The 7,145-nt window shown below is 60.1% G+C and carries 4 protein-coding genes and 2 rRNA genes (1 of these 6 running past the window's edge); 5 read left to right on the top strand and 1 reads right to left on the bottom strand.

Annotated features, from left to right (window positions below):
- The 5 genes from AN401_RS16880 to AN401_RS16860 form a co-directional block, all read left to right on the top strand.
- A 23S ribosomal RNA gene (locus AN401_RS16880) occupies positions 1 to 1,483 on the top strand; it begins 1,408 nt to the left of the window's first position.
- A 79-nt stretch (positions 1,484 to 1,562) separates the two neighbouring features.
- Positions 1,563 to 1,677, top strand: a 5S ribosomal RNA gene (gene rrf, locus AN401_RS16875).
- Positions 1,678 to 2,185: 508 nt separating this feature from the next.
- Positions 2,186 to 3,607, top strand: coding sequence for a uracil-xanthine permease family protein (locus tag AN401_RS16870; RefSeq protein ID WP_094040902.1), 1,422 nt, complete (start codon positions 2,186 to 2,188; stop codon positions 3,605 to 3,607).
- A 123-nt stretch (positions 3,608 to 3,730) separates the two neighbouring features.
- Positions 3,731 to 5,074: an 8-oxoguanine deaminase gene (locus tag AN401_RS16865; RefSeq protein ID WP_096779978.1), complete on the top strand. Its 1,344-nt coding sequence runs from the start codon at positions 3,731 to 3,733 to the stop codon at positions 5,072 to 5,074.
- A gap of 100 nt (positions 5,075 to 5,174) precedes the next feature.
- Entirely contained in the window at positions 5,175 to 5,879 is a 705-nt protein-coding gene (locus AN401_RS16860) for a phosphatase PAP2 family protein (RefSeq protein ID WP_094040903.1), read from the top strand.
- Here the strand turns inward: AN401_RS16860 and AN401_RS16855 are convergent.
- Positions 5,876 to 7,060, bottom strand: a complete 1,185-nt coding sequence (locus AN401_RS16855; RefSeq protein WP_094040900.1) for a CinA family nicotinamide mononucleotide deamidase-related protein — start codon at positions 7,058 to 7,060, stop codon at positions 5,876 to 5,878. The two genes, AN401_RS16860 and AN401_RS16855, sit on opposite strands and share 4 nt — an antisense overlap.
- Positions 7,061 to 7,145 lie beyond the last annotated feature (85 nt).

Here is a 7,145-nt window from a genome sequence, read left to right as displayed (position 1 = left end):
GGGGGACGGAGAAGGCTAGATGGGCCAGGCGTTGGTAGTCCTGGTGAAAGGATGTAGGTGGTGCGTTTAGGCAAATCCGGACGCATAACACTGAGACCCGAGACGAAGTCACCACGGTGACGAAGTCATTGATGCCCGGCTTCCAGGAAAAGCCTCTAAGCTTCAGATGTGTGTGAACCGTACCCCAAACCGACACAGGTGGTCGGGTAGAGAATACCAAGGCGCTTGAGAGAACTCGGGTGAAGGAACTAGGCAAAATAGTACCGTAACTTCGGGAGAAGGTACGCTGGAGCGGGTGAAGTCCCTTGCGGATGGAGCCTGAGCCAGTCGCAGTGACCAGGTGGCTGGGACTGTTTATCAAAAACACAGCACTGTGCAAACTCGTAAGAGGACGTATACGGTGTGACACCTGCCCGGTGCCGGAAGGTTAATTGATGGGGTTAGCCGCAAGGTGAAGCTCTTGATCGAAGCCCCGGTAAACGGCGGCCGTAACTATAACGGTCCTAAGGTAGCGAAATTCCTTGTCGGGTAAGTTCCGACCTGCACGAATGGTGTAACCATGGCCACGCTGTCTCCACCCGAGACTCAGTGAAATTGAAATCGCCGTGAAGATGCGGTGTACCCGCGGCTAGACGGAAAGACCCCGTGAACCTTTACTATAGCTTGGCACTGAACATTGACCCTACATGTGTAGGATAGGTGGGAGGCTGTGAAGCGGTGACGCCAGTTGCCGTGGAGCCGACCTTGAAATACCACCCTTGTATGTTTGATGTTCTAACGTTGGCCCCTGATCGGGGTTGCGGACAGTGCCTGGTGGGTAGTTTGACTGGGGCGGTCTCCTCCCAAAGCGTAACGGAGGAGCACGAAGGTTGGCTAAGTACGGTCGGACATCGTACGGTTAGTGCAATGGCATAAGCCAGCTTAACTGCGAGACGGACAGGTCGAGCAGGTGCGAAAGCAGGTCATAGTGATCCGGTGGTTCTGCATGGAAGGGCCATCGCTCAACGGATAAAAGGTACTCCGGGGATAACAGGCTGATACCGCCCAAGAGTTCATATCGACGGCGGTGTTTGGCACCTCGATGTCGGCTCATCACATCCTGGGGCTGAAGTCGGTCCCAAGGGTATGGCTGTTCGCCATTTAAAGTGGTACGCGAGCTGGGTTCAGAACGTCGTGAGACAGTTCGGTCCCTATCTGCCGTGGGCGTTGGATGATTGAGGGGGGTTGCTCCTAGTACGAGAGGACCGGAGTGAACGAACCGCTGGTGTTCGGGTTGTCATGCCAATGGCACTGCCCGGTAGCTAAGTTCGGAATCGATAACCGCTGAAAGCATCTAAGCGGGAAGCGAGCCCCGAGATGAGTCATCCCAGAGGTCTAGAACCTCCTGAAGGGCCGTTTGAGACTAAGACGTAGATAGGCAGGGTGTGGAAGCGTAGCGATACGTGCAGCTAACCTGTACTAATGACCCGTGCGGCTTAACCATACAACACCCAAGAAGTGTGAGACCTTGCGGTTTCGAGAACAAATTCATCGAAGACAGCTTTTCCGGATTAAAGTTTATGCCTGGCGGCGATAGCGTTGTGGTCCCACCTGACCCCATGCCGAACTCAGAAGTGAAACGCACCCGCGCCGATGATAGTGTGGCAGCTGCCATGTGAAAGTAGGTCACTGCCAGGCACCCAATTGAAAACCCCGACACGATAGTGTCGGGGTTTTTTTACGTTTAAATTTTCCTATCTCTTACAGCTGGGGATGGCGCCAGAGCGTTGCCAGTCGGTCTGCTCCTGCTGCCCCCGGTTCCCTCCATCGACGTCCATGCTGCCCCAGGCGGGCTTGACTCCTTCTGTTCTAAAGAGCTGGTGCAGTGAACTTCATTACTGTACACAATATTGATGTGCTATGTTTTGGTTGAAGTCAGGGTGAAGCCTGCTACATCCCTGCTTGTTGAAGACGCTTGGGTAATCGATATAGATCACATTGCTTTTATTTTTGTGTACAAAAATATCACATGGATATAACAATTGTGTTTTTTTTGCGGTATTATCACGACAGCTCCCCACTTAGCCCAGGCTTTGCAGTGGAGCATGGAGGATAAGCGTCAACCGTCTCCTTTACAGGATGTTGGCCAATAAACAACAGCGGTCTTCCCGACCGCTCTCGGCAACGATTAACAAAGGGATCTGTTATGACCCAGGAAACCAGAACAGAACAAAGCCGGAACCACGATCTGCTTTATTCACTACACGACAGGCCCAGCTTCTGGCCTTCGACCTTTGCCGCCTTGCAACATGTGCTGGCCAGTCTGGTCGGGGTTATTACCCCCACCCTGATCGTGGGTGGCGTGCTCGGCTTGGGTGAACATGTTCCCTACTTGATCAGTATGGCCCTGATGGTGTCCGGTGTGGGTACCTTTATCCAGTGCCGCCGTATTGGGCCGGTCGGGGCAGGCATGCTGTGCCTGCAGGGCACCAGCTTCGCCTTTCTCACCGCCGTGCTGTCTGCCGGCATGATCGTCAAGAGCCGGGGTGGCACGCCGGAAGATATACTGGCAACCATCTTTGGTGTCAGTTTCTGTGCCGCCTTTATCGAAATTTTCCTGAGCCGCTTTGTTCACAAGCTGCAGAAAATCATCACTCCCGTGGTGACCGGCACCATTATCATCCTGATCGGTATCCCGCTGATCAAGGTGGCCATGACCGACATCGGTGGCGGCTTCGGTGCCCAGAACTTTGGTGCCCTGGATAACCTGCTGCTGGCCGGTATAGTGCTGGTCAGCGTGATATTGCTGAACCGCTCCAAAAACCCCATGATCCGCCTGGCGGCCGTGGTGATTGGCCTGGCGTTGGGCATGCTGGCTGCCTTCTTTATGGGACGCCTGGACTTTTCCCACCTGAGCAGCCTGCCGGTGATTTCCATCCCGGTGCCCTTCAAGTTCGGGTTCCAGTTTGATCTGGCTGCCTTTATTCCCCTGGCGATCCTGTTCTGTGTGAGTGCCATGGAAACCACCGGTGATCTGACCGCCAACTCCACCATCTCCCGGGAGCCGGTCAAGGGACCCGTTTACATCAACCGGATCCGCGGTGGTGTGCTGGCCGATGGTGTCAACTCCATGATCGCCGCTGTTTTCAACAGCATGCCGTCCACCACCTTTAGCCAGAACAACGGCGTTATCGCCCTGACCGGGGTGGCCAGCCGTTTCGTGGGCATCTATATCGCCGCCATCCTCTTTATCATGGGTCTTTTCCCCGTCATCGGCGGCATATTGCAGCAAATGCCCAAGCCGGTACTGGGTGGCGCTACCCTGATCATGTTCGGCACCGTGGCCGTGGCCGGTATCCGGGTGCTTTCCCAAGCCAACCTGGACCGCCGCAACATGATGATCATCGCCATCTCTGTTGGCATGGGGATAGGGGTGTCCACTGTGCCGGACGTGCTGCAGGCCCTGCCCAAGACGGTCGCCAACATTCTGAGTTCGCCGGTCGCCATGGGAGCCATCACCGCCATACTGCTGAGCCTGGTCCTGCCCGAGAGCAAAGAGGAAGAGGTTGACGTGGCCGAAACCGAGGCTGACGCGGCTGCCAAAAAAAAATTAGGTGAAGTCAGTTAAGACTCACTGTCGTATTGTCGCCTGAACTGGCGCAATCCCCTGGCGTACCTTCCCGGATTGTACGTCAGGGGTTTCCACATCCGGGGGATGCCAACTTTCATTTGCTATGGAGTCGAAAGTCTGATGCAAAACCCCAAAACACTCTGGATAAAAAACCCCCTCGCTACCCTCGATCCGGCCTATGCCGGCGGTCTGGTTATCAGCGGCAACCAAATCGTTGAACTGGTGGCGGAAGGAAAGGCCCCCACCCGTGCGGTGGACGAGGTATTTGATGCCGGTCGGCATGTGCTGCTGCCCGGCCTGATCAACGCCCACCACCATTTCTACCAGACCCTGACCCGGGCCCACCCGGCGGCGCTCAACAAGGAGCTGTTCTCCTGGCTGGTGTCGCTCTACCCGGTCTGGGCCCGGCTGCAGCCGGAGATGGTGGAAGTCTCCACTCAGATAGCCCTGGCCGAGCTACTGCTGTCGGGCTGTACCACCGCCAGCGATCATCATTATCTTTTCCCCCAGGGGCTGGAAGAGGCCATCGATCTGCAACTGCAACAGGCCGGGCGGCTGGGCGTGCGGGTGCACCTGACCCGAGGCTCCATGAGCCTGGGCAAGGAGCAGGGCGGGCTGCCGCCCCAGTCGACGGTGCAGCCGGAAGAGCAGATCCTGGCCGACAGCGAGCGGCTGATCCGGCGTTATCACGATCCGGCCGACGGGGCTATGAGCCGGGTGGCCCTGGCTCCCTGCTCGCCCTTCTCGGTCAGTAGCGAGTTGATGAAGGCGTCCGCCGCCCTGGCGGAGCGGCACCAGGTGCAGTTGCATACCCACCTGGCGGAAACCCATGACGAGACCGAGTTCTGTCTGAAGATGTTCGGCATGCGGCCGGTGGATTACCTGGAGTCGGTGGATTGGCTTAGCGACCGGGTCTGGCTGGCCCACGGCATTCACTTCAATGAGGAGGAGATCGCCCGCCTGGGCCGGGCGGGGGTGGGTATCGCCCATTGTCCCTCCTCCAATATGCTGCTGGCCTCGGGCATCTGTCCGACCCTGGAACTGGAGGCGGCGGGTTGCCCTGTCGGTATCGGCGTGGACGGCTCCGCCTCCAACGACGGCTCCAACCTGATCATGGAAGTGCGCCAGGCCCTGCTGCTGCAACGGCTGCGTTACGGCGCCAGGCGCATCACCCACCAGAAGGTGCTGGACTGGGCGACCCGCGGTTCGGCGGCCTGTTTGGGACGGAGCGATATCGGCGAGATCGCCGTCGGCAAACAGGCGGATCTGGCCCTGTTCACCCTGGACGACCTCCAGTTCGCCGGTGCCGGCGATCCCCTGGCGGCCCTGGTGCTCTGCGGTGCCCGGCAGGCGGACAGGGTCATGGTCGCGGGCCGCTGGCGGGTGACCGATGGCGCCATCTGCGGTCTCGATCTCGAGGCGCTCAAGGCGCGGCAACGGGAACTGTCGGTGTTGCTGCGTTAACCATAAGGGGGCCAGTGGTGCCCCCTTTTCCGTGATCCGACCTGCAATTCTCTTCCCCATCTGGTATAAACGGCCCCATTTAATGGAGGGCGATATCACCATGCAATGGGATCTCAAAGGCTGGGCGGCGCTGCACGCCCTGGCGCTGTTACTGTTTTTTTCCTGGTTTCTCGGCTACTGGCAGGGGCTGGACGAAGGGGTGTTCTGGCTGTTCAACGGCTGGCTGGTGACGGTGCCCGGCTGGGCGGAATTCGTGGCCTTCGTCAACCAGCGCTGGATCGACGGCGCCGTGGCCCTGCTGATGGCCCTGTTCGTGTTCCGCCACGCCTGGACGGTGTCCGGCCGGGAACGGGCCCGCATCTGCTGCCTGCTGTTGATCATGGCCGGCTGCTTTTCCATCCAGGCGGCGGCGGGCAAGGCCCTGCCCATCGAGCGTCCCAGCCCGACCCTGGTATACGAACAGGCGGAACGAGTCAGCCAACTGGTGCCGCATATCAAGGCCAAGGACGCCTCGGGCGACTCCTTCCCCAGCGACCACGGCATCGGCTTTGCCACCTTCCTGCTGTTCGCCGTCTACCAGTTCCCCCGCCGCTATCTCTATGTGGTGGTGCCCCTGGTGCTGGCCCTGGCCATGCCGAGGGTGATGTCGGGGGCCCACTGGCTGACCGACTTCCTCTGCGGTTCCGTGCCCCTGGCCCTGATCACCGCTGCCTGGCTGTTCCATACCCCCCTGGCCCGCAGGGTGATCGAGCTGGCCACGGGCCTGGTCGAGGGGCTGCTGCGGCGCCTGCGCCTGATCGGCTAGGACGCGGAAGCCAGGACAAGCCGCTCGCTGCAGGGCAGGATATCGTAGTCGATCATCACCTCCTGGCCCTGCAGGTGGCGGCGCAGCATGTCGAGCGCCACAAAGGCCAGCAGGCGGCGGCGGGAGAGGGGATCGCGGAAATGCAGTTTCAGGGTCTGCACCTGGCAACTCTGCTCGGTGAGCAGGGCCACCGGTACGCCCTCGGGCCCTTCCGCGCCCACGGCCAGTGCCAGGGGACGGGCACTGCGCTGCAGCCAGAGACCCAGATCCTCGGCGTTGTCGGGCAGGCCGCTCAGGTAATGGCCCTCGAATTCGGCGGTGATGGTGCTGATGGTATCCGTCAGCCGGCCGCCGCTGGCCTCTTCGAACAGGGTCAGCTCCTGCTTATGCAGCAGGGGGCCCAGGCTGGTGGCGAAGTTCAGTTCGTCCCGGGCCACCAGGTGGGCGCCCACCTCTGCCAGTAACTGGGCTTCCGCCGCGGCGATGGCGGCGACGTCGTCCCGCTCGATGATCAGCTTGAGCTCTATGGTCGGCAGGTTGGCCCGGTAGCCGAGGGTGATGCCGGACGGCCAGGACTGGTTGTCGAGGCGGTCGCTCAGGCCTGATTCGGACAGGCCGAACAGGAAGAAGCGGCGCACCTGGTTGCTGCCCCGGCCACCGAACTGACGTTGCATACGGGGCAGGATTTCCTCTTCCACCATTTTCTTCAGCTCGGAGGGGACGCCCGGGGTAAAGATAAAGGTGGCCCTGTTGAGCCTGACGGCGAAGCCGCAGGCGGTGCCGATGGGGTTATCCACCAGCTCGGCGCCCCGGGGCAGCATGGCCTGCTTGATATTGCTTTTGGGCATGGCCCTGTTGCGGCTGGCGTACTTCTGTTCCATCACCGCCAGCCAGTGCTCGTTCAGCTCCAGGGGAACGCCGGCGGCGGCGGCCATGGCTTCGGCGCTGATGTCGTCCGAGGTCGGGCCCAGGCCGCCGTTGACGATCACCAGATCGGCCTCATGGCTGCGTTGCTCGAACAGCGCCACCAGATCGGCCTTGTCATCCCCCAGGGTAAAGCGGCGCCTCACCTGCCAGCCCTGCTCCAGCAGGCGCTGGGACAGCCAGGCCGCGTTGGTATCCACTATCAGCCCGGTCAGTACTTCGTCGCCGGTACTCACCAGCTCAATCACAGGTTCCATATCGTTGTCCTCGAGATGCCTTGACGGGATTCTAACGCAACTTCCATTTCCGGCCCACGGCAGGGATGACAAGCACCGCTGCTTT

Origin of the sequence: Zobellella denitrificans (genome assembly GCF_002407485.1) — a bacterium.
Taxonomy (GTDB): Bacteria; Pseudomonadota; Gammaproteobacteria; order Enterobacterales; family Aeromonadaceae; genus Oceanimonas; species Oceanimonas denitrificans.
This window is presented reverse-complemented; position numbering and strand designations above follow the sequence as displayed.

Coding starts and splice junctions, on each gene's coding strand:
- AN401_RS16870 (WP_094040902.1), top strand. CDS start 2,186: ATGACCCAGGAAACCAGAACAGAACAAAGCCGGAACCACGATCTGCTT.
- AN401_RS16865 (WP_096779978.1), top strand. CDS start 3,731: ATGCAAAACCCCAAAACACTCTGGATAAAAAACCCCCTCGCTACCCTC.
- AN401_RS16855 (WP_094040900.1), bottom strand. CDS start 7,060: ATGGAACCTGTGATTGAGCTGGTGAGTACCGGCGACGAAGTACTGACC.
- AN401_RS16860 (WP_094040903.1), top strand. CDS start 5,175: ATGCAATGGGATCTCAAAGGCTGGGCGGCGCTGCACGCCCTGGCGCTG.